The 26,738-nt window shown below is 65.3% G+C and carries 22 protein-coding genes and 2 pseudogenes; 6 read left to right on the forward strand and 18 right to left on the reverse strand.

What is annotated here, in order from left to right:
- Positions 1-14: 14 nt before the first annotated feature.
- Positions 15-419 (forward strand): hypothetical protein, encoded by a 405-nt coding sequence (locus BDD18_RS04595; protein WP_044399881.1) that lies wholly within the window; start codon positions 15-17, stop codon positions 417-419.
- A gap of 16 nt (positions 420-435) precedes the next feature.
- On the opposite strand, the gene BDD18_RS04600 is transcribed toward BDD18_RS04595, so the two are convergent.
- Both BDD18_RS04600 and tnpA read right to left on the reverse strand, forming a co-directional pair.
- The gene (locus tag BDD18_RS04600) at positions 436-1,332 is read right to left on the reverse strand and encodes a LysR substrate-binding domain-containing protein (RefSeq protein ID WP_066692308.1); all 897 of its coding nucleotides are present in this window, start codon (positions 1,330-1,332) and stop codon (positions 436-438) included.
- Positions 1,333-1,471: 139 nt separating this feature from the next.
- The gene (tnpA, locus tag BDD18_RS04605) at positions 1,472-1,903 is read right to left on the reverse strand and encodes an IS200/IS605 family transposase (RefSeq protein WP_026437438.1); all 432 of its coding nucleotides are present in this window, start codon (positions 1,901-1,903) and stop codon (positions 1,472-1,474) included.
- 202 nt (positions 1,904-2,105) lie between these two features.
- Here tnpA and BDD18_RS04610 point away from each other — a divergent pair, with 202 nt between their 5' ends.
- Positions 2,106-2,543, forward strand: a complete 438-nt coding sequence (locus BDD18_RS04610) for a hypothetical protein (protein WP_142081641.1) — start codon at positions 2,106-2,108, stop codon at positions 2,541-2,543.
- A gap of 25 nt (positions 2,544-2,568) precedes the next feature.
- Here BDD18_RS04610 and BDD18_RS22715 read toward each other — a convergent pair whose 3' ends face one another.
- The 7 genes and pseudogenes from BDD18_RS22715 to BDD18_RS04640 form a co-directional block, all read right to left on the reverse strand.
- The gene (locus BDD18_RS22715; protein ID WP_276490456.1) at positions 2,569-2,697 is read right to left on the reverse strand and encodes a hypothetical protein; all 129 of its coding nucleotides are present in this window, start codon (positions 2,695-2,697) and stop codon (positions 2,569-2,571) included.
- A gap of 27 nt (positions 2,698-2,724) precedes the next feature.
- A protein-coding gene (locus tag BDD18_RS04615; protein ID WP_125958937.1) for an IS5 family transposase occupies positions 2,725-3,479 on the reverse strand; the annotation gives its coding sequence in 2 pieces (ribosomal slippage) (positions 2,725-3,146 and positions 3,146-3,479; 756 coding nt in all).
- A gap of 43 nt (positions 3,480-3,522) precedes the next feature.
- Positions 3,523-3,888: a hypothetical protein gene (locus BDD18_RS04620; RefSeq protein ID WP_142081642.1), complete on the reverse strand. Its 366-nt coding sequence runs from the start codon at positions 3,886-3,888 to the stop codon at positions 3,523-3,525.
- Between the two features lie 61 nt (positions 3,889-3,949).
- Positions 3,950-5,386 carry an NAD-dependent succinate-semialdehyde dehydrogenase gene (locus BDD18_RS04625; RefSeq protein WP_142081645.1) on the reverse strand — a complete coding sequence of 479 codons (1,437 nt, stop codon included), beginning with the start codon at positions 5,384-5,386 and terminating at the stop codon, positions 3,950-3,952.
- Between the two features lie 239 nt (positions 5,387-5,625).
- The gene (locus tag BDD18_RS04630) at positions 5,626-7,119 is read right to left on the reverse strand and encodes an efflux transporter outer membrane subunit (RefSeq protein WP_142081647.1); all 1,494 of its coding nucleotides are present in this window, start codon (positions 7,117-7,119) and stop codon (positions 5,626-5,628) included.
- Between the two features lie 96 nt (positions 7,120-7,215).
- Positions 7,216-10,445, reverse strand: a pseudogene (locus BDD18_RS04635) (efflux RND transporter permease subunit).
- Positions 10,446-10,492: 47 nt separating this feature from the next.
- A complete protein-coding gene (locus BDD18_RS04640) occupies positions 10,493-11,527 on the reverse strand; it encodes an efflux RND transporter periplasmic adaptor subunit (protein ID WP_244939026.1) in 1,035 nt (344 codons plus the stop codon).
- Between the two features lie 34 nt (positions 11,528-11,561).
- Here BDD18_RS04640 and BDD18_RS04645 point away from each other — a divergent pair, with 34 nt between their 5' ends.
- Positions 11,562-12,650: an IS5 family transposase gene (locus tag BDD18_RS04645; protein WP_142081327.1), complete on the forward strand. Its 1,089-nt coding sequence runs from the start codon at positions 11,562-11,564 to the stop codon at positions 12,648-12,650.
- A gap of 154 nt (positions 12,651-12,804) precedes the next feature.
- Here BDD18_RS04645 and BDD18_RS04655 read toward each other — a convergent pair.
- Positions 12,805-12,960: pseudogene (locus tag BDD18_RS04655) on the reverse strand (efflux transporter periplasmic adaptor subunit); the annotation flags it as partial.
- Between the two features lie 51 nt (positions 12,961-13,011).
- Positions 13,012-13,887, reverse strand: coding sequence for an alpha/beta hydrolase (locus BDD18_RS04660; RefSeq protein ID WP_142081649.1), 876 nt, complete (start codon positions 13,885-13,887; stop codon positions 13,012-13,014).
- 210 nt (positions 13,888-14,097) lie between these two features.
- Between BDD18_RS04660 and BDD18_RS04665 the strand changes: the two genes are divergently transcribed.
- Entirely contained in the window at positions 14,098-15,018 is a 921-nt protein-coding gene (locus BDD18_RS04665; RefSeq protein ID WP_142081650.1) for a LysR family transcriptional regulator, read from the forward strand.
- Positions 15,019-15,052: 34 nt separating this feature from the next.
- Positions 15,053-15,388, forward strand: coding sequence for a VF530 family protein (locus BDD18_RS22405; RefSeq protein WP_244938982.1), 336 nt, complete (start codon positions 15,053-15,055; stop codon positions 15,386-15,388).
- Between the two features lie 74 nt (positions 15,389-15,462).
- Here the strand turns inward: BDD18_RS22405 and BDD18_RS04675 are convergent, their stop codons facing one another.
- From BDD18_RS04675 to BDD18_RS04690, 4 genes are all read right to left on the reverse strand, one after another.
- Entirely contained in the window at positions 15,463-16,422 is a 960-nt protein-coding gene (locus BDD18_RS04675) for an alpha-E domain-containing protein (RefSeq protein WP_142081652.1), read from the reverse strand.
- Positions 16,416-16,574 (reverse strand): alpha-E domain-containing protein, encoded by a 159-nt coding sequence (locus BDD18_RS22900; RefSeq protein ID WP_420837299.1) that lies wholly within the window; start codon positions 16,572-16,574, stop codon positions 16,416-16,418. Before BDD18_RS22900 ends, BDD18_RS04675 begins: the two co-directional genes overlap by 7 nt.
- Positions 16,571-18,028: a circularly permuted type 2 ATP-grasp protein gene (locus BDD18_RS04685; protein WP_142081656.1), complete on the reverse strand. Its 1,458-nt coding sequence runs from the start codon at positions 18,026-18,028 to the stop codon at positions 16,571-16,573. Before BDD18_RS04685 ends, BDD18_RS22900 begins: the two co-directional genes overlap by 4 nt.
- An 87-nt stretch (positions 18,029-18,115) precedes the next feature.
- Positions 18,116-20,620 carry a DNA internalization-related competence protein ComEC/Rec2 gene (locus tag BDD18_RS04690; RefSeq protein ID WP_244938983.1) on the reverse strand — a complete coding sequence of 835 codons (2,505 nt, stop codon included), beginning with the start codon at positions 20,618-20,620 and terminating at the stop codon, positions 18,116-18,118.
- A gap of 285 nt (positions 20,621-20,905) precedes the next feature.
- On the opposite strand from BDD18_RS04690, the gene BDD18_RS04695 reads away from it, so the two are divergent.
- Positions 20,906-21,364 (forward strand): RidA family protein, encoded by a 459-nt coding sequence (locus BDD18_RS04695; RefSeq protein WP_142081662.1) that lies wholly within the window; start codon positions 20,906-20,908, stop codon positions 21,362-21,364.
- Between the two features lie 71 nt (positions 21,365-21,435).
- On the opposite strand, the gene parC is transcribed toward BDD18_RS04695, so the two are convergent.
- Genes parC through BDD18_RS04710 form a run of 3 tightly spaced genes read right to left on the reverse strand, consistent with a single transcriptional unit; the run spans position 21,436 to position 26,665 of the window.
- A complete protein-coding gene (gene parC / locus BDD18_RS04700) occupies positions 21,436-23,793 on the reverse strand; it encodes a DNA topoisomerase IV subunit A (protein ID WP_142081664.1) in 2,358 nt (785 codons plus the stop codon).
- 10 nt (positions 23,794-23,803) lie between these two features.
- Positions 23,804-24,649: a lytic transglycosylase domain-containing protein gene (locus BDD18_RS04705; RefSeq protein WP_142081666.1), complete on the reverse strand. Its 846-nt coding sequence runs from the start codon at positions 24,647-24,649 to the stop codon at positions 23,804-23,806.
- A 33-nt stretch (positions 24,650-24,682) separates the two neighbouring features.
- A complete protein-coding gene (locus tag BDD18_RS04710) occupies positions 24,683-26,665 on the reverse strand; it encodes a DNA topoisomerase IV subunit B (RefSeq protein WP_142081668.1) in 1,983 nt (660 codons plus the stop codon).
- Positions 26,666-26,738: the final 73 nt, after the last annotated feature.

The raw sequence follows: 26,738 nt of genomic DNA on the forward strand, positions 1-26,738 counted from the left end.
GAGGAAACCACCCCATGCGCAGCTACCCCCGCAACAGTCCCCAGGCCGCCGCACGCATCGTTGCGCTGCTGTTGATTGCCGACGGCCATGTCAGCCGCTCGGAAATGGATGCCCTGTACGGGCGCGACATTGAGCACGAGCTGGGCTTACCACCCAGCGCATTCGGCAAGGTGCTGCATACGCTGTGCGAAGACCTGCTGATGGGCATGCGCGACCGGCGTTTGCTCACAGGCCACATCGACGATGCCACGCTGGCCGCGCTCCTGGACGAAGTGACCGATGCCGTCCTGCGCCAAAAGGTTTTGTACTTTGCCGATGCGGCCGCCACCGCAGACCAGCATGTGGCATCGGCCGAGGCGTGGGTGATGGAAGCAGCGCTGAAGCGCTGGCACATGGAAGAAGCCGCAGCCCAGGCTTGAGGCACCGGCAACTTGCCTACCGCGGCGAGCCACCCCCGTGCGCAGCAGCCACCATCTGGCGCACCAGGGGATGGTGCTGCCCCCGGCGCGACCAGATGGCGTGCACTTCTTCGTGAATGTCGGGGCTGTCGCCCAGCAGGCGCAGCCCGCGCACCAGACCCACATCCTGCGCACCCAGCTGGCTGACGGGGAACACCCCCAGCCCACGCGCAGCAAACACCGCCAGCAGGGCGCTGTCCTCAAACTCGCCCACCACCCGGGGCCGCAGGCCCAGGTCGTGAAACCACCCGTCCAAGGTCGTGCGCAACGGCGAATGCACGGTGGGCAGCAGCACCGGCAATTCCTGGAGCGACTGCGGAAACCGGTCACGCGCTGATTTCTTGACCAGCGAGGCCGGCCCGTACCACTGCACCGCAGTGCGTGCCATGCGCTCGCTGGAAAGCCGCTGGTTGGGATTGCGCGGCGCGGCCTGGCCTGCCAACACCACGTCCAGCTGGTGCAGCGCCAGTTCGGACAGCAGCTCGTCAAACTCGCCCTCGTGGCACACCAGTCGCAATTGGGGGTGGGCCAGCACGGGCTCCAGCAGCGCATGGGCTGCCAGTTTAGAGATGCCATCTGACAGCCCGACCGACAGCCGCGCCACCGGGCTGCTGGCCGCTTCACGCACTTCCTGGGTGATGCACTCACCCAACTGAAAGATGGCTTCTGCCCGCGCGTAGGCTGCCTGGCCCGCCTCGGTCAGGGCCACGCCACGGCCCGAGGGCTTGAGCAACTGGTGCCCCAGGGACTTTTCCAGTTCTCGCACCTGCGCGCTGATGGTTTGCACGGCCATCTGCAACCGGTCTGCCGCGCGGGCAAAGCCGCCTTCCTTGGCAACCATCCAGAAGTAGTACAGGTGACGGTAGTTGAGCATGCACCCTCCGGTTCGAAAAAACCGAATAGTAACCATCCCCCGGCAAAGCCGGGGGCATTCGGGATGTGAGCCGCTCAAAGCGGCTGTAAGGGGTCGCTAACGCGGCCCCTCATTCTTGGGGCCACCTATCGGTGGCTACTCACCTCCATAGACCGAGTTGGTCCAACCTCTCGTCTTCCTTCTCCTGGTTTCGGATGTACTCCCGTATCACCGCTTCGTCGCGTCCCACCGTCGAGACGAAGTACCCTCGCGCCCAGAAGTGCTGACCCACGAAGTTGCGCTTTCGCTCTCCGTACACCCGCGCAAGGTGGATTGCGCTCTTGCCTTTGATAAAGCCCACCACCTGCGACACCGAGTACTTCGGTGGGATCGACAGCATCATGTGCACGTGATCGGGCATCAGATGCCCCTCTTCAACCCTGCATTCCTTTTGCGCGGCCAACTTTCTGAATACCTCACCCAGGTGTTCGCGTAGCTGCTTGTACAGCGTTCGCCTTCGACACTTGGGGATGAAGACCACGTGATATTTGCAATCCCAGGCCGTGTGACTCAAACTTTCATACTTGTCCATCGTGTTTCTTCCTTTCGTTTGCTTGGCGGCTCACGATTGAAAGTCTCTACGGTGGACAACCTCCTGAAAAGTCAAACTTCTACTGCCTCCCCGGCAGAGCCGGGGGGCCTCCTTTTGGTAGCTAGGTTCGAGCCAGGCTGGTGTCTATTTCTCGTCGCCATCCCCATACTGCACGCCTGTATTTCACTAAAGGAAACGATCCATGTTCTATGCCATCAGCTGGTTTGTCTCGTTGTCGTTGCTGGCGATCTGGTCGCTGCTGTGCTGGAGCGTGCATGCATTCACCGTGTGGGCCATGTCCAGCGCTGGCGCTCTGGCAACCGGTGCGGCAGGCGCTGCATCAGTGCAGGCCGTGCTGCTGCCTGCGTGGCTGCAAGGGTGGATACCGCCCGAGCTGCTGCAAACGCTGGAGAGCTGGGTCACTTCCGCAGGCCCCATGTTGCAAGGTGTGCTGGAAAGCGTGCCCGCCCTGGCTGGCGCCGTGACCGTGCTGGCCTGGGGCATCTGGGGGTTGGGAGCGATCTTCCTACTCGCCCTGGCAGTGGGCGTGCATGTGCTGATCAGCCTGATCAAGCGCAACGGTCGCTCGTTGGAGCAAGTAGCGCAAACGGCCCGCAGCCGCATGGCGCAAGGAGGCTGAACACGCGGCTACGCCGCCAGGCTATTCAGGCGCCGGGCTGCGTAGCGGCAGGCTTGGTTTGCATGGCGCGGTGAGCCGCCAGCACCAGCAGCGCCAAGAAGGCCACGGCGCCCCACAGCATCCAGCGCAGATAGGCGGGGGGCGATACGTCCACCCGCGCCTCACTAGGACGTGTTGAGAATCAGCGAGAGTTGATAACCCCAGCTGCGAGATAGATCATCGCTGCGAAGCTGCTATCCGTCTTGTCGCTGCGCATTGCGATACGTTTGAACTCCTTGAGCTTGCAAAAGAAGTTCTCGATCAAGTGGCGCCATTTGTAGACCTCCAGGTCAATCTCCAGTGGCGCTCTCCTGCGGGGCATCTGTGAGATCACCACCTGCGCCCCGCGCTTACCCAACTCCTGGATCAGCCAATTCACATCGAAGGCCTTGTCGGCAAGCAAGGCATCAAAGCGCACATCGGCAATCAGCTCTCTGACCCCTTTGGTGTCGTGGCGCTGCCCTGGCATCAAGACGAACTTCACCAGATTGCCCAATGCATCCGTCAGCGCCAGTATCTTCGTGGTCATGCCGCCCCTCGAGTGGCCTATGGCCTGGCCCGAAGTCCCCCTTTTGCCCCCTGGCCGTGCCGATGCACTTTCACAATCGTGGCATCCACCATCGCATATTCCATGTCCGGCTGCTCGCTCACTGCATCGAACAGACGTTGGAACACATCGGCCTTAACCCAGTCTCTAAAGCGTTTGAACACCGTGTTCCACTTGCCGAACTCTGGCGGCAGGTCTCGCCAGGGGCTGCCTGTGCGGGCAATCCACAGCACTGCCTCAACGAAGCGGCGGTTGTCTGTGCCGCTGCGTCCAGGATCACTTGGCTTGCCAAGGCATTGAGGCTCCATCTTGGCCCATTGCTCGTCTGTCAGTACCCATCGAATGCTCATGCGTCTATTGCATCACAGCCCTCCGAGCCGTTGTGCTTGATTCTCAACAGCCCCTAGGCTGTGTGGCAGCAAACACGCCATTGAGCCGCGCAGCCGCCGCCTCTGCCTCAGACAGTGCGCTGCCTCCCTCGAACTCGGCCGCAAAGACCTCGCCCACCGAGGAAACCAGGTACAGCAGTATCCGGTCTGGCCCCTTGCGAACGTCTTGCACACGCACCACCGCTTTCGGGTCGCTGCCCAGCGTGAACCGATGGGCCGTGGTGGCCGAAGACGTTTCGCGTTCGATGGCACAAGTGATCTGCACGTCTTTTCTGCATTCCACGCTATAGCCCCGCACCGGCCCCCAATAGGCGACGGCGAACGCCGCCACCAGCAAAGGGCCCAGCAGCAGAGGGACGATGTACTTCATGCGCAGGCGACCACGGGAGTGAAGCGGGGGCCACGGCAACGTGCGGGCACAGGCAGACTCGTTACGCGTTCATGATCGAGACCAGGCGCGTGTTCAAGTGCGCCTCCACCGCCTCGGAGCCACCTTCGGAGCCATAGCCCGAATCCTTCAAGCCCCCGAAGGGCAGCTCAGCCGCAGGCGCAGCCGCCTGGTTGATCCAGAGCATGCCCACTTCCAGGCGCTGGGCCAGCAGGTGGGCGTATTTCAGCGAGGTGGTGAAGGCGTATCCGGCCAGGCCAAACGGCAGGCGGTTGGCTTCGGCAATGGCGTCTTCGATCTTCTCGAAACCACGCACAGCGGCCACGGGGCCGAAGGGCTCTTCGTTGAAGATGCGGGCCGACAGGGGCACGTCGTTGAGCACCGTGGGCTGGAAGAAGTTGCCTTCCGTACCAATGCGCTGGCCACCTGCCGCCAGTTGGGCGCCTTGCTGCACGGCGTCGGCCAGCAGGTCAGTCATGGCGGTGATGCGGCGCGGGTTGGCCAGCGGGCCCATCTGCGTGCCTTCAGCCAGGCCGTCGCCCACCTTCAGGCTTTGGGCGTGGCGAGCGAAGGCCGCCACGAACTCAGGGCGAATGCTTTCGTGCACCAAAAAGCGCGTGGGCGAGATGCAGACCTGACCCGCGTTGCGGAACTTGGCGCCGCTGGCCACGCGAATGGCCAGCTCGACGTCGGCGTCCTCGGCCACGATGACGGGGGCGTGGCCACCCAGCTCCATGGTCACGCGCTTCATGTGCTTGCCAGCCAGGGCGGCCAGTTGCTTGCCCACGGGGGTAGAGCCGGTGAAGGTGACCTTGCGGATGACTGGGTGGGGGATGAGGTAGTTGGAGATTTCTGCCGGGTCGCCATAGACCAGGCCCACGGTGCCAGCGGGCACGCCGGCATCGGCAAAGGCGCGGATCAGTTCAGCAGGGCTGGCGGGGGTTTCTTCAGGCGCCTTGACGAGGATGGAGCAGCCTGCGGCCAGGGCTGCGGCGAGCTTGCGCACCACCTGGTTGATGGGGAAGTTCCAGGGCGTGAAGGCGGCGACGGGGCCCACGGGGTCTTTGATGACCAGCTGCTGGGCCTTGAGGTTGCGCGAAGGCACGATGCGGCCGTACACGCGCTGGGATTCGTCGGCAAACCATTCGATGATTTCTGCAGCCGACATGGTTTCCACCTTGGCTTCGGCCAGGGGCTTGCCCTGCTCTTGCACCATGATGGCGGCTATTGATTCGGCGCGTTCGCGGATCAACGCAGCGGCGCGGCGCATGGTCTTGGCGCGGTCTACGGCGGGGATGTCGCGCCAGGCTTCAAAGCCCTTTTGGGCAGCTTCCAGGGCACGGTCCAGATCGGCCTTGCTGGCGTGCGCCACCCGGCCAATTTCTTTGCCGGTGGCGGGGTTGTGCACGGCAATGGTCTTGCCGTCTGCAGCGTCCTGCCATGTGCCTGCAATGAAAAGACGGGTGTGGGGGTAGCTCATGCAAAAACTCCTGTGGTGGGAACAAAAGACGGTGGCCAGCACGGCTGTGCACCTTGGTGAGATGACTTTCAAGCCAGACAAAGTGCCGGTGCCCGGGCGAACACCACACTATAGGCGCAGCGCCAGCGGGCCGTTGTAGTTGTATGACAACCCGAGGCAAAGGTGGGGGTACTGCACCCCTGCCCTTTGCGCTCCGTCAACGGCTTGCGCCTTGCAGCGCCTGCACCTTCACCCGCTGATCAGGGTGCAGCGGCCACACGCGGAGCCGCATCGCCCCAGTCGCCGCCCAGCGCGCGGATGAGCCCCACCGTGGCGGTGTACTGGGCGGTGCGCACCTGCAGCGCCTGGCGGCGGTTGCGCAGCTCGCTGCGGCGGGCGTCCAGCAACTCCAGCTGGCTGACCAAGCCGTTGCGGTAGCGCGTGTCAGACAGCTGCGTGGCGCGGCGGGCGGCCGTGACGGCACGGCCTTGCGCCTCGGCCTGGCCAGCCAGCCAGCGCAGCGATGCCAACTGGTCTTCCACCTCACGGAAGGCCGTCAGCACCTGCTCGCGGTGGCTGGCCAGGGCCTGCTCCAGCCGGGCGTTGGCACCCTGCACTTGCGCATCGCGCTGGCCGCCGTCCCACAGGGGCAGCGAGAGCAAGGCGCTCACGCCCCAGGCGCGGGCCGACCACTTGAAGAGGTCGCCCAGCTCGAGCGATGCATGGCCCGCATTGCCCGTGAGCGTGATGGCCGGAAACCAAGCCGTTTGCGCCACGCCCACGCGGGCCTGTGCCGCCATCACGGCAGCCTGCGCGGCCGACACATCCGGCCTGCGGGCGAGCACCGTGCCGGGCACGCCGGGCGGGATGACGGGCAAGGCGGCGTCACCCGCAGCAGCGGGCAAGGCAAAGCTGCCGGGCACCTCGCCCACCAGCACCGCCAGGGCGTTGGCCAGCAGGGCTTGCTGGCGCTGCAGGGCCAGGGCTTCGGACTCGGTGGCGGCCACCTCGGTCTGCACGCGGGCCACATCCAGCTCGGCCACATCACCGGCCTGCTGGCGACGCTGCGTCAGGCGCAGGGTGTCCTGGTACGCAGCCAGGCTTTCGTTGACGAGTTGCAGTTCGGTCTGCGCGGCGCGCAGTTGCAGGTAGGTTTGCGCCACATCGGCCTGCACCATTAGGCGCGTGCTTTGCAGCAGCGCGGCGCGGGCATCGGCGTCCAGCCGCGCGGCATCGCTGGTTTGCGACAGCTTGCCAAACAGGTCCAGCTCATAAGACACATTGAGCCCGGCCGTGCCCAGCGTGGCGGGGGTGGCACTGCCCGTGGTGGCGGCACCGGCCTGGAGGGTGACACCGGCCGATGCGTCCACCTGCACCAAGCGCGCAGCGTCGGCCGAGCGCAGCAGCGAGCGGGCCTCGGCCAGCCGCCCTGCGGCTTGTTGGATGCTGGTGTTGGCACTACCTGCGCGCTGCACCAGCTCGGCCAGTGCGGGGTCTTGAAAACCCAGCCACCATTCGCCACGAGGCTGCGCCTCGGCGGGCGAGGCCACCGTCCACAGGGCGGGTGGAACGGCAGCTTGTGGGCCGCCTGCACTGAAGGCCTCGGGCACGGGCACACCGGCGTGCTGCGCGGGCACCACGGGCTGCGTCATGCAGCCCGCCAGCACCAGTGCGGCGGCCAGGGGGCCCAGCAGGCTGCGCCTGCGGGCGGAGGGGGTCGGCACGGCCCCGGGGTGATTTGCGTTGTCTGTCATGTTGAATCTCCTGCCAGGCCCACAGCCCAGGTGTTCCCGGACTGTGGGCGGCTTTGGGCGCAGGGCCTGGGCCCATTGCAAATGGCTCAAAGGCGTTCAGGCACCTTCATGGGGGTGGCGTGGCGCTGCCAGCACGGGGTGCGCGGCACTGCCTGCAGCATGCGGGGCGTGGGAAATGGGTGCCACGTGCGATCCATGCTCCACCAGAGGGCGGTTGCCTGCCAGCTTGCGCAGCAGCACGTAGAACACGGGCGTGAGGAACAAGCCAAAGGCCGTCACCCCAATCATCCCGGCGAACACGGCCACACCCATGGCGCTGCGCATTTCTGCGCCCGCACCGGTGGACAGCACCAGGGGCAGCACGCCCATCACGAAGGCCAGCGAGGTCATCAGGATGGGGCGCAGACGCAGGCGGCTGGCATCAATGGCGGCCTGCACGGGGCTGCGGCGCGCAAACTCCACGATCAGGATCGCGTTCTTGGCCGATAGCCCCACCAGCACGATGAGCCCGATCTGCGTGAACACGTTGTTGTCACCCTTGGTGAGCCACACGCCCGTCATCGCAGCCAGAATGCCCATGGGCACGATCAGGATGATGGCGATGGGCAGCGTGAGGCTTTCGTACTGCGCAGCCAGCACCAGGAACACCAGCAAGATGGCCAGCGGGAACACCAGCACCGCAGAGTTACCCGCCAGGATTTCCTGGTAGGTCAGCTCGGTCCATTCAAACGTGATGCCCTGGGGCAGCGTCTCTGCCGCAATGCGCTCGATAGCGGCCTGGGCCTGGCCCGACGAGAAGCCGGGCGCAGGGCCACCGTTCACATCGGCGGCCAGGTAGCCGTTGTAGCGCATGGCACGTTCAGGGCCAAAGCTGGGCTCGATCTTCATCAGCGCAGACAGCGGCACCATCTCGCCCGTGCTGGAGCGCACCTTGAGCGCAGCCACGTCCTCAGCCCGCGCACGGTAGGCCGCATCGGCCTGCACGCGCACGCTGTAGGTGCGACCAAACTGGTTGAAGTCGTTGGCGTACAGGCTGCCCAGGTAGATCTGCAGGGTGTCGAAGATGTCCGTCACGGGCACGCCCAGCTGGCGCGCCTTGGTGCGGTCGATGTTGGCGTACAGCTGCGGCACGTTGACCTGCCAGCTGGTGAACAGGCCAGCCAGCTCGGGCGTCTGGTAGGCCTTGCCCATGAAGGCTTTCACAGCGGCGTCCATGGCTTCGTAGCCCAGCGAGGCGCGGTCTTCGATTTGCAGCTTGAAGCCACCGGTGGTGCCCAGGCCCGCCACGGGTGGCGGCGGGAACATGGCGATGAACGCTTCCTGGATGCTGCCAAACGCCTGGTTCAACTGCATGGCCACGGCACCGCCACTTTGGTCAGCGCGGGTGCGCTCGGCAAAAGGCTTGAGCGTGACGAACACGATGCCCGAGTTGGAGCTGTTGGTAAAGCCGTTGATCGACAGGCCCGGAAAGGCGATGGCGTCTTCCACGTTCGGGTTGGTCTTGACGATTTCACCCATGCGGCGAATCACGTCTTCGGTGCGGTCCAGCGTGGCGCCATCGGGCAGCTGGGCAAAGCCCACCAGGTACTGCTTGTCTTGTGCAGGCACAAAGCCGCCGGGTACCACCTTGAACAAGCCCCAGGTAGCGCCCACCAAGGCCAGGTAGATCACCAGCATCAGCGCCTTGCGGCCAATGACGCGCGTCACACCACCGCTGTAGGCATCAGAGCCGCGCTGGAACACGCGGTTGAAAGCGCCAAAGAAGCGGCCCAGCACCTTGTCCATGCCACACGTCAGAGCGTCCTTGGGCTCGTGGTGGCCCTTGAGCAGCAGTGCGCTCAGCGCGGGTGACAAGGTCAACGAGTTGATGGCCGAGATCACCGTGGAGATGGCAATGGTGACCGCAAACTGGCGGTAGAACTGGCCTGTGAGCCCGCTGATAAAGGCCAGCGGCACGAACACCGCCACCAGCACCAGCGCAATCGCGATGATGGGGCCAGAGACTTCGCGCATGGCGCGGTAGGTGGCCTCGCGCGGAGTCAGGCCTTCTTCGATGTTGCGTTCGACGTTCTCCACCACCACGATGGCATCGTCCACCACGATACCAATGGCCAGCACCAGGCCGAACAGGCTCAAAGCGTTGATCGAGAAGCCCAGCAGGTGCAGCACCGCAAACGTGCCCACTACCGACACTGGCACAGCCAGCAGCGGAATGATGGAGGCGCGCCAGGTCTACAGGAACAGAATCACCACGATCACCACCAGGGCGATGGCTTCGATCAGCGTCTGGATAACGGACTTGATGGACGCACGCACGAACTGTGTGGGGTCGTACGCAATCCGGTACTCCACACCTTCGGGCATGTTCTTCTGGATCTCGTCCATGGCCCGGCGCACATTGGCCGAGATGTCGAGCGCGTTGGAGCCCGGGGCCTGGAACACGCCCATGCCCACGGCAGGGTCGTTGTTGAGCAGCGAGCGCAGCGAATAGTCGGCAGCACCCAGCTCCAGGCGGGCGATGTCGCGCAGGCGTGTCACCGCGCCGTCGGCGCTGGTCTTGACGATGATGTCGCCAAACTCTTCCTCGGTCGTCAAACGGCCTTGGGCGTTGATGGACAGCTGCAAATCCACGCCGGGCAAGCCGGGTGATGCGCCCACCACGCCGGCGGCGGCCTGCACGTTCTGGCCCCGGATGGCCGTGACCACGTCGCTGGCCGACAGGCCGCGCTGCGCGACCTTTTGCGGGTCCAGCCACACGCGCATGGAATAGTCGCCACCACCGAAGATCTGCACCTGGCCCACGCCCTGGATGCGCGCGAGCCGGTCCTTCACGTTGAGCACGGCGTAGTTGCGCAGGTAGTCGATGTCATAGCGGTTGTTGGGCGAGACCAGGTGCACCACCATGGTCAGGTCCGGCGCGCTCTTGACGGTGGTAACACTCAGGCGGCGCACTTCTTCAGGCAAGCGCGGTTCGGCCTGCGAGACACGGTTTTGCACCAGCTGCTGCGCCTTGTCCGGGTCGGTGCCCAGCTTGAAGGTCACGGTGAGCGTCATCACGCCATCGGTCGTAGCCTGGCTGCCCATGTAGAGCATGCCTTCCACACCGTTGATGGACTCCTCCAGCGGCGTGGCCACGGTCTCGGCGATCACCTTGGGGTTGGCGCCTGGGTACTGGGCGCGCACCACCACAGACGGCGGCGCGACCTCGGGGTATTCGGAGATGGGCAAACCGCGCAATGCGATCAGCCCCCCCCCCCCAGGAAGATGAGCACCGACAGCACCCCGGCAAAGATGGGGCGGTCAATGAAAAAACGGGACAGGTTCATACAAAAAATTCCTGATGACTCAGATCACTCACTGTGCTCACACGCGCTCACACAGCGGGCGACTTGGTGGCGCCCTGGGCTTGCTTGCGCTCGCCGGGCAGCTCTGCTTTGGCAGTCATGGGCACGGCCTTCGGTGCCAGCACGGCACCAGGGCGCACACGCTGCAAGCCGTTGACCACAATGGTCTCGCCCGCTTTCAGGCCCAAGGTCACCACGCGCAGGCCGTCCACCGGGGCGCCCAGCGTCACCTCGCGGTACTCGGCCTTGTTGCCTTCGGCCACCACCATCACAAACTTCTTGCTCTGGTCGGTGCCCACGGCGCGCTCGTTGATGAGCACGGCCTGGGTGCTGCGTGCCTGGCCCATGCGAATGCGCGCAAACTGGCCGGGGATGAGTGCGCCATCGGCGTTGTCAAACACCGCACGCACGCGCACGGTGCCGCTCTTGGCGTCCACCTGGTTGTCAATCAGCTGCAGGTGGCCGGCGTGCGGCGTGCCGCCACTGGTGCTGGTGCCCGTGCCCATTTGCACAGGGATACGCTCCAGCAACTGGCGCGCACTTTGCCCCTTGGCGCCGCTGCCCAGGTCTTGCAGGGCCTTCACCACGATCTGCTCGTCGGTGTCAAAGCTCGCATAAATGGGGCTGACAGAGACCAGCGACGTCAACACCGGCGCGCCCGCACCGGCAGACACCAGGTTGCCCACGGTGACTTCGATGCGGCCCACACGGCCCGCCACCGGCGCGCGCACCTGGGTGTACGACAGGTTCAGGCGTGCGGTTTGCAATGCGGCCTGCGCAGCGCGCAGGTTGGCATCGGCCTCGCGGTGGGCGTTCTGGCGCTCGTCGTGCTCACGCTGGGCGATGGCGCTTTCTTGCAGCAAGCGGGTGGAGCGGTCCAGCTCACTGCGCGTGTATGACACGCGGGCCTGCGCAGCCGCCACCTGGGCTTCGGCGCGGTCCACCTCAGCGGCGTAGGGGGCGGGGTCCACCGTCACCAGCAGGTCGCCCTGCTTGACGAGGGCACCCTCCTTTAACAGGCCGTTGAAAAATCCCCCGCCGACGCTGGCGTCGGCCAGTACGATCTGAAGCCATCGGCGAACAACCCAGACGAGGACGATGAGAGGCAACCAAGACTTCCAGGGGGCGATGTTCAGCTACATCAGCCTTGAAGAGCGCGTGCCGCAGACACACCCGCTGCGCAAACTGCGCGCCGCAGTCGATGCGCTGCTGGCGACGATGAACCGCGAGTTCGACGCGGTGTACGCCCGCCGGGGCCGCCCCTCGGTGCCGCCGGAGATGCTGCTCAAGGCCCTGCTGCTGCAGATCCTGTTCTCCATCCGCAGCGAGCGCCAGTTGGTCGAAGCGGTCAACTACAACCTGCTGTACCGCTGGTTCGTGGGCCTGAACATCGAGGACAAGGTCTGGGACCACTCCACCTTCAGCGCCAACCGCGAGCGGCTCTTCAACGAAGACTTGGCCCGCGCCTTCTTCGAGCGGGTCAAGCACACCGCCGATTGGGCGAAGTTGACCAGCGACGAACACTTCAGCGTGGACGGCACGCTGATCGAGGCCTGGGCCTCGCACAAAAGTTTCAAGCGCCGGGACGACGACCAAACCCCGACTGAGGGGCGCAATCCCGAGGTGGACTTCAAAGGACAGCAGCGCTGCAACGACACCCACGCCAGTACCACGGACCCCGATGCCCGGCTGTTCAAGAAGAGCGCGGGCGACAAGGCTCGCCTGTGCCACATGGCGCACATCCTCATGGAAAACCGCAACGGTCTGATCGTGGACGTGGAGATCACCCATGCCAGCGGCACCGCCGAGCGCGAGGCGGCGCTCGCGATGCTTGGGCGCCGGGACAACAAGAACAAGCGGGCTACGGTCGGGGCCGACAAGGGCTACGACAGCAAGGCCTTCATCAAGGGCTGCCGAAAGCTCAAGGTCACGCCGCACGTGGCGGCCAAGGACAAGCACTCGGCGGTGGATGCCCGGATCACCCGACACGAGGGCTACAAGACCAGTCAGAAGGTGCGCAAGCGCATTGAGGAGGCCTTTGGCTGGATCAAGACCGTGGGTGGTCTGGCCAAGACCAAGCTCATCGGTCAGGCCAAGCTCACGGGTCAGGCGCTGCTGTGCTTTGCCACCTACAACCTGGTGCGCATGGGCAGCATCGGCGGCTGGTGGGACGCGCATCATGCGTGAGCCCGGGGATACGTGCGCCCGAAATGGGCGAGATGGCCTGCAAACAGGCCAGATTGGCCGGTGCAATCGCTGCGCAGACGCGTCTGGGCCACTCGTTTCTTCGAAAACAGCGTCCCTGATGCGTTCGATGCCCACTTTTTCAACGGCCTGTTAAGTGCACGGCCTGCAGCGCACCCGCAACACGGGGGCGCACCTCCACGCGCTGCACGGCCTCCATGCGGCCCGAGAAATCGGCCCACAGCGCTATGTCTTTTTGCAGCACGGCTGCCACGGACACAGGCACGCCCTGCGGGGCGGCGCCTGCAAAAGGGCCAGAAAGGCGTGTGGGGTGGTGACTCAGGGAATCAGCGGATCAGCGGCGTCAGGAGGACTCCCGACATCGGGTGGCTTCGAAGAACCGCCGGAACTCTTCCTGCACCGCCCCGGCACAGGGGCATTCGTGCGGGCCGGTTTCCAGCAGCGGCTCGGGCCACTTCTCGGCTTTGGCAAACACATGCTGCGTGACTTGCAGGCCTGCGGCGTGCAGGCGCGCTGCGTAGGCCAGGGCTTCGTCACGCATGGGATCGGTGTCGCCCACCAACACCAGCGTGGGGGGCAAGCCCGCCAGGCGATGGGCCGAGGCAGGCACGGCATAAGGGTGCTCGGCATCGCGCGGGCAGCGCAGGAAATTGCGCCAGCCCTGAACCCACTTGCAGTCCACCGCGTCTCCGGTGGTGCGCCGCTGCGAAGCAGACCCTACGCAAGGGTCGAGCATGGGAGACAACAAAATTTGCCCGGCCAGTGGTGGGTGGGCCTGGTCGCGCGCCATCAGCGCCACGGCCGCCACCAGATTGCCTCCGGCCTCTTCCCCTGCCAGATACACCAAGGCCCCTTGCCCGCCCAGCTTGGTGCGATGGCGGTGCACCCACTGCAACACGCCATAGCCAGTGTCCACCGGCTGCGGAAAGGGCGTGAGCGGATAAGCCACCGACACCACCACAGCGCCCGCGCCTTCCAGCAAATGGGCCACGGTGTGGCCGTTGTCCAGATCACCCGAAACGAAAGCACCGCCGTGAAAATGCACCACCAGGGGCGACGCATGACCCGCCTTCTTGCGGCCATACATGCGCACTACCACAGGTTCACCGCTTGCCAGATCGATGGCGCTGTCTACACAGCGCGCAGAGGCAGGCTGCGCCTTGGCAGGGGCTGCTGCTGGGTGGGGCTGCGGGGCGGGACGAGGTGCGTCGGGCGGCATGGCGATGGCCTGTGAAGGAAAGGCGGGTAGGTTTGCGATGTTGGGAAATGTACCGGCTGCGCGCAAGCCGATAAACCCGGCAAACACCACTGCAGTGTTTCCAATCTCACAACAATCAAGGTGCTGGTTGCGTGTGAGAATTCTTCAGCGCCCACAGAACCTGGTTCTGTGGGCGCTGATCCACCCGTTGTCAGGATTCCAGGAGGGGCGATGGACCAAATACAGGCCATGCGCATATTCACCCGTGTCGTTGAAGCCGGCACATTCACGCGCGCCGCCGATTCGTTGTCGCTGCCCAAGGCCACCGTCACCAAGCACGTGCAAGCGCTGGAAGAACGCCTGCGCGTAAAGCTGCTCAACCGCACCACCCGCCGCGTGACCGTGACGGCCGATGGCGCGGCCTACTACGAGCGTACCGTGCGGCTGCTGTCTGACCTGGATGACATTGAAGCCAGCATGACCAACGCCCGCGCCAACCCCATGGGCCGGCTGCGGGTGGACGTGGGCACCTCGGTGGCGCAGTTGCTCATCATTCCGCACCTGGCGGACTTCCAGACACGCTTTCCCGACATCCAGCTCGACCTGGGCGTGAGCGACCGCACCGTGGACCTGATTGGCGACAACGTGGACTGCGTGATCCGCGGGGGCGAGCTGAGCGACCAATCGCTGGTGGCACGGCGCATTGGCAATCTGGAATTCATCACCTTGGCATCGCCCGATTACCTCGCGCGCAAAGGCACGCCGCAGCACCCGCTGGAGCTGGAAGAAAAGCACACCAGCCTGCTGTATTTTTCGCCCCAGTCCGGGCGCCACTACCCGCTGGAGTTCCGCAAAGGTACCGAGTCCATCGACATCAACGGCCCCTACCAGGTGAGCGTGAATGAAGCCAACGCCTACGTCACCGCAGCCCTGCACGGCATGGGTGTGGCGCAGATCACCAGCTTTCAAGCGCAAAAACATCTGAAGGCCGGGACCCTGGTGCAACTGCTGCCGGACTGGACGCAGCCCCTGCTCCCCATCTACGTGGTGTACCCGCCCAACCGACATTTGAGCGCCAAGGTACGCGCCTTTGTGGACTGGACGGCCGAACTGTTCCAGCGCGACCCACACCTGCAGCGGCACGAGGCGTGACCGGCGGGCCGCAGGGGCGCTTATGCTTGGGCACATGAACTCTGCCCCACCCACCGAACACACGCCCCCCACAGAAAGCAATGGGGCGCACACCACCGAGCCCGCACCCACGCCCACCCCCCCTGCCGGTGCGGCGCCTGCAAAGCAGGCGCGCAACCCGCTGCACGGCATCACGCTCGAAGCCATGGTGGTGGCGCTTGCCGATTACTTTGGCTGGGACGAACTGGGGCGGCAGATTCCCATCCGCTGCTTCCAGATCGACCCCAGCGTGAGCTCCAGCCTCAAGTTTTTGCGCAAAACCCCGTGGGCACGCGAAAAGGTCGAGAGCCTGTACCTCTTCATGCTGCGCGAACGCAGGCGCAACGCCTGAAAACACTCAAGCCTCGCAGGCGCAGCCGAGCGGGGTGAACCGGGCAGCCGTTAGACGGCCCGCCCGAGCGCCTTTCAGTCGCTCACCGCCACCAGGAAATCACGGCTGATACCCGCCCCGAGATCGTTCACCTTGTCCAGGAACTGGGTGAGAAAGGCGTGCAGGCCGTGCGACAGGATTTCATCGATGCGGCCATATTGCAAATCAGCTAGCAGGCGGCCCGCGCGGCGCTGGGTTTCGGCCGAATGGTCGTTGGCCAGCAGGTTCAGGTTTTCCACCACTTCATGCAGGCTGGCGTGCAGCGAACGGGGCATGTCGCGCCGCAGGATGAGCAGATCGGCTACGCGCCCCGGTGTGATCACGTCGCGGTAGACCTTGCGGTACACCTCGAACGCCGAGACGCTGCGCAAGATGGCGCTCCAGTGGTAGAAGTCGTTTTCCTGGTTGCGCTCACTGGCGCGGCCGAAGAAGTCGTTCTGCACGGCATGGAACTTCACATCCAGCAAGCGCGCTGTGTTGTCGGCCCGCTCCAGAAAGGTGCCCATGCGCAAGAAGTGAAAGGCTTCGTCTTGCAGCATGGTGCCCGCCGTCACCCCGCGCGAGAGGTGCGAGCGGTACTTCACCCATTCCAGAAACTGGCCGGGGTCGCGCTCAAAGGCGTTGCCCTGCAGTTGCCGGTGCAGCTCCAGCCAGGTCTGGTTGATGGTTTCCCAGACTTCGGTCGTCAGGGCGCCGCGCACAGCGCGTGCGTTCTCGCGCGCAGCGCGCAGGCACGACACGATGGACGAAGGGTTGTACCCATCGCGCACCATGAAATCCAGCACATTGGCGGGCGTGATCTCGCCGTATTTGGCCGTAAAGGCGGGAATCAGTTCGCTGATAGAGAGCAACCCCTCCCAGCCTTCGCGCGCAGCCTCTGCCGCCTGGGGCAGCAGCGAGGTTTCGTAGCTTACGCTCAGCATGCGGGCGGTGTTCTCTGCCCGTTCGGTGTAGCGGGACATCCAGAACAGATGGTCGGCGGTGCGGCTCAGCATGCGGCCTCCTTGATCGAAGAGGGCAGAGAACCACGCACATGCTGCGCACGTACGCGGTGTTGTGTTGAAAGCGCGCCTGCGGCACGCTTTACTGCCCGCTCGGCATAGCGAGACATCCAGAACCAATGGTCAGCGGTGCGGCTCAGCATCATTCAGTCCCTCCATTTCCCAGCACCCAGGTGTCTTTGGTGCCCCCGCCTTGCGATGAATTCACCACCAGAGAGCCCTCTTGCAAGGCCACACGGGTCAGGCCGCCGGCCACCATCTGCACTTCGCGGCCGCTCAGCACAAAGGGGCGCAGGTCGATGTGGCGGGGGGCTATGCCGCTTTCCACATAGGTGGGGCAGCTCGACAGGCTGAGCGTGGGCTGGGCGATGTAGCCCGCCGGGTTGGCCAGCAGTGCGCGGCGGAAGTCTTCGATCTCGGCCTGCGTGGCGGCGGGGCCGATGAGCATGCCGTAGCCACCCGCGCCATGTACTTCCTTGACTACCAGGTCTTTGAGGTTTGCCAGCACGTACTGCAGATCGTCTTGCTTGCGGCACATCCAGGTGGGCACGTTCTTCAGGATGGGTTCCTGGCCCAGGTAGAAGCGAATCATCTCGGGCACGTAGGGGTAGACCGATTTGTCGTCGGCCACGCCCGTGCCCACGGCGTTGCAGATGGCCACGTTGCCTGCGCGGTACGCCTCCATCAGGCCATGGCAGCCCAACGTGGAGTTGGGGCGGAACACCTGCGGATCGAGGAAGTCATCGTCCACGCGGCGGTAGATCACATCCACCCGCTGCAGGCCACGCGTGGTGCGCATGTAGACGAACTTGTCGCGCACCACCAGGTCTTGCCCTTCGACCAGCTCCACACCCATCTGCTGGGCCAGGAAGGCGTGCTCGAAGTAAGCACTGTTGTGCATGCCCGGCGTGAGCACCACCACCGTGGGGTCGTCCGCCGTGGCAGGGGCGCTGGCACGCAGAGTGTCCAGCAACAGGTCGGGGTAGTGGGCCACGGGCGCCACCTTGTGCAGGCTGAACAGCTCGGGGAAGAGCCGCATCATCATCTTGCGGTTTTCCAGCATGTAGCTCACGCCGCTGGGCACGCGCAGGTTGTCTTCCAGCACGTAGTACTCGCCCTGGCCCTGCGCGTCGGGCGCGCGCACGATGTCGATTCCCGCAATGTGCGCGTAGATGTTCTGCGGCACCTGCACGCCCGCCATCTCGGGGCGGTACTGGGCGTTGTTGAGGATCAGGTCGGCCGGCACCACGCCCGCGCGCAGGATGTCTTGACCGTGATAAACGTCGTGGATGAAACGGTTGAGCGCTGTGACGCGCTGCACCAGCCCCTGCTGCATGCGGCTCCACTCGTGGGCGGGGATGATGCGGGGGATGAGGTCAAACGGGATGAGCCGCTCGTTGCCTGCCCCGCTTTCGTCCTTGGCGCCATACACGGCAAAGGTGATGCCCACACGCCGGAAGATCATCTCGGCTTCGGCCCGGCGATCCTGCATCACCCCAGGGGGTTGCTGCGCCAGCCAGTGCGCATAGCGCTTGTAGTGCTCGCGCACGTCACTGCCATCAAAGGGCAGCATGGCGTACATCTCGTCAAATTTCTGCATGGACGGGCCTCCTGTAGTCAGGATAGCAAGTTGCGCGCCCGCCTTGGGGCTGGGCTGTGCAAAAGCAGCACAAACCCTGACAGGACCTCAGGGCACGGTGTGCTGCCAATAGCGCCGCCCCGTATCCCGCTCGCAGGCCACCGTGTCGGGGTAGGCAGAAGACCAGATCGCCGCACCGCAGCGGGCCGACTCCACCACGGGCACCTGGCGTTGGGCGTAGCGCTGCAACACTTCGGGTGCAGGGTGGCCAAAGCGGTTGCGGTAGCCCGCCTGCACCAAGGCGGTGCGCGGCTGTACCGCGTCCAGAAACGCGGGGCTGGACGAGGTCTTGCTGCCGTGGTGCGGAACCAGCAGCACGTCGGCTTTGACCGGAGCGGAGCGGGCCAGCAGGGTTTGCTCCTGCGCGGCTTCGATGTCCCCCACCAGCAGTGCCACGGCCTGCGCGTGCGGGCCGCCTTCCGCGCTGGCCACGCGCAACACGCAGCTTGCCGTGTTGGGGCGGGCCGGCTTGTCGGGCTCGGCGCCCGTGGGGTGCAGCACCTCAAAAACCACGCCGTCCCACACCCAGCGCTGCCCCGCCAGGCACGGTGTGGCCGGGCGCAAGCCCTGCAGCGCATGCTCGGCTTCGATCGACCCTGTCAACGCCGCCCCTGGCTGCTGTGCCAGCACGGCGGCCGCACCCCCGGTGTGGTCGGCATCGCGGTGGCTGAGCATGAGGACATCCACCCGTTCGCCCAGCGCCCGCAGCAGGGGCACCAGCACGCGGTGGCCCGCGTCGCTTTCGCGGCTAAAGCGCGGGCCTGCGTCGTACAGCAAGGTGTGTGTGGCCGTGCGCACCAGCACGGCATTGCCCTGGCCAATGTCGGGCGCCAGCAGCTCAAACTGGCCCGGCGCAGGCCTAGGCGCCTGCCAGCACAGCAAGGGCACCAGCAGCGGCACAGACCACAAGCGCAACTGCCACGGCAGGCGCATGGCCAGCAGGCAGGCGCCCAACAAGGCCAGCACCCCGGCCCACAACGGTGCTGCGGGCAAAAACACCACCGCCCAGGGCCAACTGGCCAGCCACTGCAGGCCCGCCGCCAGGGGCTGCAAAGCCCACGCCGCCAGCGACCACAACGGCGCCCACACCACCCCGGCCAGCGCCAGGGGCGTGACCACCAGCGTGACCCACGGTATGGCCAGCAAGTTGGCCGCAAACCCCACCAGCGACACCTGGCCAAACAGCAGCAGGCTCAGCGGCGTGAGCGCCAGCGTCACCACCCACTGCTCACGCAATAATGCATAAAAATGGCCTCTAGCGCCTTTAGGATAAGCGTCAGCAGCTACAGAATCAGTAGCAAACAACACCCCCACGGCCACAAAGCTCAGCCAGAACCCAGCCTGCCACAGCGCCCAGGGGTCAGTCAGCACCACGGCAGCGCAGGCCAGCAACCACACCTGCGGCCAGGGCCAGCGACGGCCGCTGAGCTGCAGGGCCGCCACCACGGTCAGCATGGTCACCGTGCGCTGCGCGGGCACACCCCAGCCGCTGAACAAGGCGTAGCCGCCCGCCAGCACCACGCCACACACCAGGGCCGCCGTGGGCGCTGGCACCGCCAGGCACAACCCGGCTGAACGCCGCCACAGCAGCCGCACCAGGGCAGCGGCCAGCCAGGCAAACAAGGTGATGTGCAGGCCAGAAATGCTCATCAGGTGCGCCACGCCCGTGGCACGGAAGATGTCCCAATCTGCACGGTCGATGGCCCGCTGGTCGCCCGTGACCAGGGCGGCCACTACTCCGGCCACGCGCTGGGCGGAGGCCTCTTCGTCTACCGCAGGGCTGCTGGCCAGGCGCTGAAAGATGGCGTCGCGCACCGACTGGCGCCATTGCTCCACCGGGTGCTGCCAAGTGGTACCCAGCCGCTCCGGGGGCTGGTCTTTGGGGCCTGCACGCACATAGCCCGTGGCCTGCACGCCCTGCTCCCACAGCCACAGTTCGTAGTCGAAGCCGTGCGGGTTGCGCAACCCGTGGGGCGCTTTCAGGCGCACGGTCATGCGCCAGCGCTCTCCTGCGCGCAGCTCGGGCGGCTGGCGCTGCAAATCGACCAGGCCCTGGGCGTCACGCAGCACGCCGCCGTACCAGGACACATCAATCAACGGAGGCACCTGGGGTGCAGTGTCCGGGCGCTCGGGGGCGCGGGCGCGGCCCGCATCGGGCGCGGCATCCGCCCACTCGGCAGACTCCACCTGCAAGCGCAGGCGCACCCCGGCCTCGGTGCGCTGGGGCATGGCTGCCACCACGGCGGTGATGCGCACGTCCTGTCCTTCCATCGCCGCAGGCAGGCCCTGCCGGGCAAACCCACTGGCTCGCAAGCCACACAGGGCAAAGGCGGCAACCGCCGCCCAGGCCAGCGTGGCCACCCACCCCCAGGCCCGCCACCAGCGCCGCCCCGCAATGTTCTGACCCAGCCAGCGCCTGCGCAGCGGTGGGTAGCACAGCACGCAGGCTCCCACCACGCCCATCGCCGCCAAGGCACTGCCGTACGCCCACATCGCCCACAGCTCGGGTTGGCACAGCTGCAGCGCGGAGCCCGCCAATACACCGCACAACATGGCAGGCAAAGGCCACAGTCTGCGAACACCGTCATCGCCCCCGTGCACACCGGGCGTTGAATGAGCGGCCTCCCCATCCCCTGGGCGGGAAGCAGGAGAGTGGCTATTAGAGGGGCTTATGCCAAACATGGGCTGATGCTAATGCGCCGTTGCAACGCCCCAAGCACCGCCGATGCAGCACCGGCTGTGTAACACTTGGCGCCGCAACACCGTGCGGACCCGGCCAGCGCTTTTTGGAGGCGCGGGCGCCCGCGCTTTCCCTCGCACTTCAACCCAAGGAAAACCATGAGCGTTTACGACAAGCTGAGCGAACTCAACATCACCCTGCCCCCCGTGTCCGTGCCTGCGGCCGCCTATGTGCCATATGTGCAAACGGGCAACCTGGTGTTCCTCTCCGGCCACATCGCCCGCAAGGATGGCAAGCCCTGGGCCGCGCAGTTCGGCAAGAACATCACCACCGATGAAGGCAAACTGGCCGCACGCGCTGTGGCCATCGACCTGCTGGGCACGCTGCACGCTGCTACAGGTGGTGACCTCAACCGCGTCAAGCGCATCGTCAAGGTGATGAGCCTGGTGAACTCCACCGGCGACTTCACCGAGCAGCACCTGGTGACCAACGGCGCCAGCGAGCTGCTGGGCCAGGTGTTCGGCGACAAGGGCGTGCACGCCCGCAGCGCCTTCGGCGTGGCACAGATCCCCATGGGCGCTTGCGTGGAGATTGAGCTGATCGCCGAACTGGCCTGATCCGGTCGCTCCACAAAAAAAGCCAACCGTTGCCGGTTGGCTTTTTTGTTTGGGTGCTGCGCGCAGCAGCATCACTCCACGCGGGTAACGGCGTTGGGCTTGAAGCCCAGGTCCGCCGCCTTGCCCTTGCGGCCGCGTGCGGCGCGGGCGTTGTTCAAGCTGCGGATTTCCAGCGTCTCATCGCGCACCTTGCCACCGCGGCCAATGCCATCCAGCCGAATGCTGCGCGTGTAGGCGGCAGCGCCTGCAAGCTGGTCCTTGTCTTCCAGGTCAATCAGCATCAGGCCCCGGCCGCCATTGGCCATGGTTTTCAGCTCGGTGATCTCGAACGTGAGGATGCGCCCACCCACCGACGCGCAGGCCACATGTGTGGCCGGCAGCAGCGGCTTGCTGCCCGTGGTGCCCGCTGCGTGCGAAGGCACGCACACCGTTTCGCCTTCGCCCAGCGAGATGAAGGCCTTGCCGCCCTTTTGGCGCGAAACCATGTTCTCGACCGCCGCCAAAAAGCCGTAGCCGCCCGAGCTGGACAGCAGCAGCGTGGCGTTGGCCGGGCCTGCAAAGTAGTGCAGCAACTGCGTACCGGCTTCCAGCTCGATCAGCGTGGTGACCGGTTGGCCATCGCCCCGCGCCCCGGGCAGCAGCGACACAGCCACCGAGTAAACGCGGCCATTGCTGCCAAAGGCCAGCAAGGTATCGACCGTGCGGCATTCGAACGTGCCGTACAGCCCGTCGCCCGCCTTGAAGGCAAAGCTGGCCGCCTCATGCCCATGGCCGGTGCGGGCGCGTACCCAGCCTTTTTGCGAGACGACCACCGTCACCGGCTCGTCCACCACCTTGACTTCGGCCACGGCCTTTTTCTCGGCCTGGATCAGCGTGCGGCGTGCGTCGGCAAAGGTCTTGGCATCCGCCTCGATCTCCTTGACCATGGTGCGGCGCAGCGAGCCGGGGTTGTTCAGGATGTCTTCGAGCTTGCCCTGGCTTTCGCGCAGCTCTTTCAGCTCTTGCTCGATCTTGATGGCTTCGAGCCGTGCCAGTTGGCGCAGGCGGATCTCGAGAATGTCTTCAGCCTGCCGATCGCTCAGGTTGAAACGTGCAATCAGCGCCGCCTTGGGCTCCTCGGCGTGGCGGATGATGGCAATCACCTCGTCGATGTTGAGCAGAACCAGTTGCCGCCCTTCGAGGATGTGGATGCGGTCCAGCACCTTGTTCAGCCGGTGCTGGCTGCGGCGGGTGATGGTGGTCTGGCGGAAGGCGATCCACTCTTCCAGCATCTGGCGCAGCGACTTTTGCACCGGCTTGCCGTCGAGCCCCACCATGGTGAGGTTGATGGGGGCCGAGGTTTCCAGGCTGGTGTGGGCCAGCAGCGCGGTGATCAGTTCTTGCTGCGGAGTCTTGCCGGTTTTGGGCTCGAACACCAGGCGCACAGGCGCGTCTTTGCTCGACTCGTCGCGCACCACGTCCAGCACGGCCAGCATGCTGGCCTTCAGTTGCGTCTGCTCCTGCGTCAGCGCCTTCTTGCCGGCCTTGACCTTGGGGTTGGTGATTTCTTCAATCTCTTCCAGCACGCGCTGGGTGCTCACGCCGGGCGGCAGCTCGGTCACCACCAGTTGCCACTGGCCACGCGCCATGTCTTCGATCTTCCAGCGCGCGCGCACCTTCAGGCTGCCACGGCCGGTGCGGTAGGCGTCGGCAATGTCGCCCGCGCTGCTGATGATTTGGCCGCCGCCGGGGTAGTCCGGGCCGGGCACGATGGCCAGCAGCTCGTCCTGGCTCAGCGATGGCGTCTTGATGAGCGCCACGCACGCATCGGCAATCTCGCGCAGGTTGTGGCTGGGGATCTCGGTGGCCAGGCCCACGGCAATGCCGCTGGCGCCGTTGAGCAGCGCGAAGGGCAGACGGGCGGGCAGTTGGCGAGGCTCTTCCGTGCTGCCGTCGTAGTTGGGCATGAAATCGACCGTGCCTTCGTCGATTTCATCGAGCAGCAGGCTGGTGATGCGGGACAGGCGCGCCTCGGTGTAGCGCATGGCCGCAGCGCCGTCACCGTCGCGGCTGCCGAAGTTGCCCTGGCCGTCGATGAGCGGGTAGCGCTGGGCAAAATCCTGCGCCATGCGCACCAGTGCGTCGTAGGCCGACTGGTCACCGTGGGGGTGGAAGCGGCCCAGCACATCGCCCACCACGCGGGCGCTTTTGACGGGCTTGGCGGCAGTGTTGCGCGTGGGGCCGCTGTAGCCCAGGCCCATGCGGTCCATCGAATACAGAATGCGCCGCTGCACAGGCTTGAGGCCGTCGCACACATCGGGCAGCGCACGGCCTTTGACGACCGACAACGCGTATTCCAGATAGGCGCGCTGGGCGTAGCCCGCCAGGGCCAGCGAGTCGCCGCCATCATCGCCAGCGGTCGTGAAATCTAAAGTGGGTTGGTCGCTCATTCGTTAGCGCTCATTCATTCGGAATCGTCGGGAGAGGTTCATGGCTGGCGCGGCTTTGCGCCACCACGGTGTCGGGCGGCAGGTTGCCGCGGTTGTGGGCGCCGCCCTGCAGTTGCATGCGCACCCGCCCAGGGGCCGCACGATGGGCCTGCACCGGCGCCGGGGGTTTGAGCTGGTGGTACAGCGCCAGCACGGTGCGCACGTAGTTCTGGGTTTCCTTGAAGGCCGGAATCTGGTTACCAGCCCGCTGCACCGCGCCCTCACCCGCGTTGTAAGCCGCCAGGGCCAGGTCCATGCGGCCGGGGAACAGGTCCAGCAAATAACGCAGGTAGCGCGTGCCCGCAGGCACATTGACGGCGGGGTCAGCCAGCTTTTGTTCTAGCGAGCGCTTGGCATCGGCCCGCACGCCAAAGCGGCTGGCCGTGGCGGGCATGAGCTGCATCAGGCCCACCGCGCCCTTGGGCGATACGGCCTGCGCATCAAAGCCCGACTCGGTGGCAATCAGCGCCTGCAGCAGCTCGTAGTCCACCGCCTGCTGCTCCGACGCGGCCCGCAGGTGGTGCTTGATGCTTTTGTAGCCTGGCGCAATGTCAAAAAACGCCAGCAGGCGCGCGCCCGCGCTGGGCATGCCATGGGGCGTGACGGGTGCGTTGGCAGGCATGTCGCGGGTCGAGTCGAACTCAGCCCCCCGGAAAAAAAGCTGGTACCGGGCATCGAGTTGCTCAGCCGCAAAGTGCGTCACCCCGCGCTCGTCCACATGCGCCCACAGGTCAGCGTGGGCTTGCTGCTGCAAAAAGCAGAGCAGCAAACCCAGCGCTGATAAGCGCAAGAGGCCAATTTTGCTAAACAACGTCATGGCAGACAGCGGGGGCAAATGCGGCTCAGCACGTCAGATATCGATCTCGACCGCATCGCCATGCAGTTCCATCAGCTCACGGCGCGCAGCAGCTTCGCCCTTGCCCATGAGCTTGGTGATGAGCCCCTCGGTGGCGACAAAGTCCACGTCGCCCAGCTGCACGGGCAGCAGGCGGCGGGTGTCGGGGTTGAGCGTGGTCTCCCACAACTGCTCGGCGTTCATTTCGCCCAGCCCTTTGAAGCGGCTGATCTGGCACTTCTCGCGCGGCACGCCTTCCTTGGCGCATTTGTCGAGGATGGCATTGAGTTCACCATCGTCCAGCGCATACATCTTGGCCGCAGGCTTTTTGCCGCGCGCGGGTACGTCCACGCGGAACAGCGGGGGGCGCGCCACGTAGATGTGCCCTGCTTCAATGAGCTTGGGAAAGTGACGGAAGAACAGCGTGAGCAGCAGCACCTGGATGTGCGAGCCGTCCACGTCCGCATCGCTCAAGATGCAAATCTTGCCGTAGCGCAGGCCGCTCAAATCGGGGGTGTCATTGGGCCCATGCGGATCCACACCGATGGCGACCGAGATGTCGTGGATTTCGTTATTCGCAAACAGGCGGTCGCGCTCAACCTCCCAGGTATTGAGTACCTTGCCGCGCAGTGGCAGGATGGCCTGGCTCTCCTTGTCGCGGCCCATCTTGGCGCTGCCGCCAGCCGAGTCGCCCTCCACCAGAAACACCTCGTTGTGGCTGGTGTCGCGGCTTTCGCAGTCCGTCAGCTTGCCAGGCAGCACGGCCACGCCAGAACCCTTGCGTTTTTCCACCTTCTGGCCTGCCTTCTGGCGCGTTTGCGCGGCCTTGATGGCCAGCTCGGCCAGCTTCTTGCCGTATTCGACATGCTGGTTCAGCCACAGCTCCAGCGCCGGGCGCACAAAGCCGCTGACCAGACGCACCGCATCGCGCGAATTCAGCCGCTCCTTGATCTGGCCCTGGAACTGTGGGTCCAGCACCTTGGCGCTCAGCACATAGCTGGCGCGTGCAAACACGTCTTCGGGCAGCAGCTTCACGCCCTTGGGGGCCAGGCTGTGCAGTTCGATGAAGCTTTTGACGGCGTTGAACAGGCCGTCGCGCAGGCCGCTGTCGTGCGTACCGCCTGCGCTGGTGGGGATCAGGTTGACGTAGCTCTCGCGCACCGGCGCGCCTTCTTCGGTGAAGGCCACGGCCCACGCGGCGCCTTCACCTTCGGCAAAGCTCTCGTTGCCGCTGTCGGCAAAGCCTTCACCTTCAAACAGGGGGATGACCGGGTCGGCAGTCAGCGTCTGCGTCAGGTAGTCGCGCAGGCCGCCCTTGTATTGCCAGGTCTGGGTGTCGCGCGTCTTCTCGTTGATGAGCGAGACAGACACGCCGGGCATCAGCACCGCCTTGCTGCGCAGCAGGTGGGTCAGCTCGCCCATGGGCAGGCTGCTCGATTCAAAGTACTTGGCATCAGGCCACACGCGCACGGTGGTGCCCTGCTTGCGCTCACCGGCCTCCAGCGGGCGGACCACCAGCGGCTCGACCACATCGCCGCCCGAGAACACCAGGCGTGCCACCTGCCCTTCGCGGTGGCTGCAAGCCTCCAGCCGCGTAGCCAGTGCGTTGGTCACGCTCACGCCCACGCCGTGCAAGCCGCCCGAGAAGCTGTAAGCCCCGCCCTTGCCCTTGTCAAACTTGCCGCCCGCGTGCAGGCGGGTGAAGACCAGCTCGATCACCGGGGCCTTTTCCTCGGGGTGCATGCCAAAGGGGATGCCCCGGCCATCGTCTTCGATGCTCACCGAGCCATCTGTGTGCAGCGTGACCTTGATCTTCTTGCCGTAGCCGGCCAGGGCTTCGTCAGCGGCGTTGTCCAGCACTTCCTGAATGATGTGCAGGGGGTTGTCGGTGCGGGTGTACATGCCCGGGCGCTGCTTGACGGGCTCCAGGCCCTTGAGCACGCGGATCGAGCCTTCGGAATATTCGCTTGCGGAAACTGAGGTGGGTTTGGCTGCCATGGCGCGGATTGTAGTGGGGCAGTGCCGCAAAGGCTGGATAAAAAACCAGTCGCGCGCGCCGTCTCTCCCACTG

It is taken from the genome of Acidovorax temperans (assembly GCF_006716905.1).
Lineage (GTDB): Bacteria > Pseudomonadota > Gammaproteobacteria > Burkholderiales > Burkholderiaceae_C > Acidovorax > Acidovorax temperans.

What these genes read in the sequence shown, in the direction of transcription:
- BDD18_RS04595 (WP_044399881.1), top strand. Translation starts at nt 15, where the DNA reads ATGCGCAGCTACCCCCGCAACAGTCCCCAGGCCGCCGCACGCATCGTT.
- BDD18_RS04630 (WP_142081647.1), bottom strand. Translation starts at nt 7,119, where the DNA reads ATGACAGACAACGCAAATCACCCCGGGGCCGTGCCGACCCCCTCCGCC.
- BDD18_RS04625 (WP_142081645.1), bottom strand. Translation starts at nt 5,386, where the DNA reads ATGAGCTACCCCCACACCCGTCTTTTCATTGCAGGCACATGGCAGGAC.
- BDD18_RS04685 (WP_142081656.1), bottom strand. Translation starts at nt 18,028, where the DNA reads ATGCAGAAATTTGACGAGATGTACGCCATGCTGCCCTTTGATGGCAGT.
- BDD18_RS22900 (WP_420837299.1), bottom strand. Translation starts at nt 16,574, where the DNA reads ATGATGCTGAGCCGCACCGCTGACCATTGGTTCTGGATGTCTCGCTAT.
- BDD18_RS04690 (WP_244938983.1), bottom strand. Translation starts at nt 20,620, where the DNA reads ATGTTGTGCGGTGTATTGGCGGGCTCCGCGCTGCAGCTGTGCCAACCC.
- BDD18_RS04645 (WP_142081327.1), top strand. Translation starts at nt 11,562, where the DNA reads ATGAGAGGCAACCAAGACTTCCAGGGGGCGATGTTCAGCTACATCAGC.
- BDD18_RS04695 (WP_142081662.1), top strand. Translation starts at nt 20,906, where the DNA reads ATGAGCGTTTACGACAAGCTGAGCGAACTCAACATCACCCTGCCCCCC.
- BDD18_RS04665 (WP_142081650.1), top strand. Translation starts at nt 14,098, where the DNA reads ATGGACCAAATACAGGCCATGCGCATATTCACCCGTGTCGTTGAAGCC.
- BDD18_RS04705 (WP_142081666.1), bottom strand. Translation starts at nt 24,649, where the DNA reads ATGACGTTGTTTAGCAAAATTGGCCTCTTGCGCTTATCAGCGCTGGGT.
- BDD18_RS04610 (WP_142081641.1), top strand. Translation starts at nt 2,106, where the DNA reads ATGTTCTATGCCATCAGCTGGTTTGTCTCGTTGTCGTTGCTGGCGATC.
- BDD18_RS04660 (WP_142081649.1), bottom strand. Translation starts at nt 13,887, where the DNA reads ATGCCGCCCGACGCACCTCGTCCCGCCCCGCAGCCCCACCCAGCAGCA.
- tnpA (WP_026437438.1), bottom strand. Translation starts at nt 1,903, where the DNA reads ATGGACAAGTATGAAAGTTTGAGTCACACGGCCTGGGATTGCAAATAT.
- BDD18_RS22405 (WP_244938982.1), top strand. Translation starts at nt 15,053, where the DNA reads ATGAACTCTGCCCCACCCACCGAACACACGCCCCCCACAGAAAGCAAT.
- parC (WP_142081664.1), bottom strand. Translation starts at nt 23,793, where the DNA reads ATGAGCGACCAACCCACTTTAGATTTCACGACCGCTGGCGATGATGGC.
- BDD18_RS04675 (WP_142081652.1), bottom strand. Translation starts at nt 16,422, where the DNA reads ATGCTGAGCCGCACCGCCGACCATCTGTTCTGGATGTCCCGCTACACC.
- BDD18_RS04600 (WP_066692308.1), bottom strand. Translation starts at nt 1,332, where the DNA reads ATGCTCAACTACCGTCACCTGTACTACTTCTGGATGGTTGCCAAGGAA.
- BDD18_RS04620 (WP_142081642.1), bottom strand. Translation starts at nt 3,888, where the DNA reads ATGAAGTACATCGTCCCTCTGCTGCTGGGCCCTTTGCTGGTGGCGGCG.
- BDD18_RS04710 (WP_142081668.1), bottom strand. Translation starts at nt 26,665, where the DNA reads ATGGCAGCCAAACCCACCTCAGTTTCCGCAAGCGAATATTCCGAAGGC.